The organism is Plectonema cf. radiosum LEGE 06105 (assembly GCF_015207665.1).
GTDB lineage: Bacteria > Cyanobacteriota > Cyanobacteriia > Cyanobacteriales > Nostocaceae > Rivularia > Rivularia radiosa_A.
Genome location: NZ_JADEWL010000311.1, coordinates 1 through 1,389 on the forward strand (window position 1 = coordinate 1; position 1,389 = coordinate 1,389).

Genomic DNA, 1,389 nt, shown 5'->3' on the forward strand with positions numbered 1-1,389 from the left:
GAGATGGGGAGAAATTAACTGTCAACTAACCACCATCAACCATCAACTCCCCTCCTCGTAACCTTTGACCTTAAACCTTTCCTACCTGCATCTCTTGTGATACTTCTAATGTATCGCCAATATTTTCGCCGTTATGGTAGGCAGCAAGCAATATTTGGCTAGTTTTACCCCAAGCAATGTTTCCTTTGGCATCAAGGGCGATCGCCCCTAAGTCTCGCTTATTTTCTTGTGATTCAATAAATGAGCGCTGCATCGCATCTTGAAGATTCATACCGTCGCCCACGCGCACTACAATTCGAGGTGCTAAACATTCATCGATAATATCTTCTCCTATTCCCGTACAGCTTACTGCTGCATATTTAGTAGCATAATTCCCAGCGGGCATAGCAGAATCACTGACACGTCCGATGCGCTCGAAACCTTTACCACCTGTGGAAGTTCCTGCACAGAGATTTCCTTGACTATCTAAAGCAACTACGCCAATAGTACCGCGTCTGGCATTGTTGTTTGATACTAGTTCCTTTTGAGCTACTACTCCAGCCATTGTTTTCTTAAAATTATCTTGACGCTCCTGTAACCATTCTTCTAAACGTGTATCAGTTAAAGGGTTGTAACTGGGAACCCGTAATTCCCGTGCTAATTCAGCAGCACCATAATCCGAAAGAACTCGGTCTGGAGAATCTTGTAAACTTAGTGCTAAATCAATTGGATTTTTAACTCGCGTAATATTAATTACACCGCTAAAACTTTGTGCAGTGCCATCCATTAAAGCCGCACTCATGCGGATTTGACCATCGGATTGGAGTACAGAACCAGTACCAGCATTAAAACACGGGTTGTCCTCCAACATTTGACAGCCCTTAACCACCGCTTCATTTGCGCTAGCCCCCGACATCAGTAGAGAATATACTTGTTCAACTACTTGATAAAGAGAGCGGCGTACCGTTTCTACTCCTCCTTTATCCTTAAGAGAGCTACCAGCCCCACCGTGAATAATTAATTTAGGTTGCACCAAGAGATTCATTTTTGTGATTTATTGTGTAAGTCTTATAGGAAAAGTTTATTGATATTAGCTATTGAGGGTTTCGGAGAAGAAGGTTTATTGCTTTCTCTTTCTACTTACTTTTAGTAATATCGAGAACTACGAGAACTAGTATGTATAATTATCTCAGTTTTCAGCACTTAATTTTCACTTTCAATTTTCTCCGACGAACGCCGACGACGACAACGTTCAGAACAATATTTTACGTCATCCCAACAATCTGCCCATTTTTTGCGCCAGGTAAAAGGACGCTGACACACCGGACACATTTTGGATGGTAAATCCGATTTAGAAATGTTGCGTCCCATAAGAATAGTAAGATTTACAGAAATTAATTATAACCAGGG

At 41.5% G+C, this 1,389-nt stretch carries 2 protein-coding genes; both read right to left on the minus strand.

Annotation, left to right across the window (positions count from 1 at the left end; all coding sequences use genetic code 11):
* Nucleotides 1-70: 70 nt before the first annotated feature.
* Complete coding sequence (locus IQ247_RS32155; protein WP_193926237.1) at nucleotides 71-1,024, minus strand: isoaspartyl peptidase/L-asparaginase; 954 nt, start codon at nucleotides 1,022-1,024, stop codon at nucleotides 71-73.
* A gap of 158 nt (nucleotides 1,025-1,182) precedes the next feature.
* A complete protein-coding gene (locus tag IQ247_RS32160) occupies nucleotides 1,183-1,350 on the minus strand; it encodes a DUF2256 domain-containing protein (protein ID WP_193926238.1) in 168 nt (55 codons plus the stop codon).
* Nucleotides 1,351-1,389 lie beyond the last annotated feature (39 nt).

What these genes read in the sequence shown, in the direction of transcription:
- IQ247_RS32155 (WP_193926237.1), bottom strand. Translation starts at nt 1,024, where the DNA reads ATGAATCTCTTGGTGCAACCTAAATTAATTATTCACGGTGGGGCTGGT.
- IQ247_RS32160 (WP_193926238.1), bottom strand. Translation starts at nt 1,350, where the DNA reads ATGGGACGCAACATTTCTAAATCGGATTTACCATCCAAAATGTGTCCG.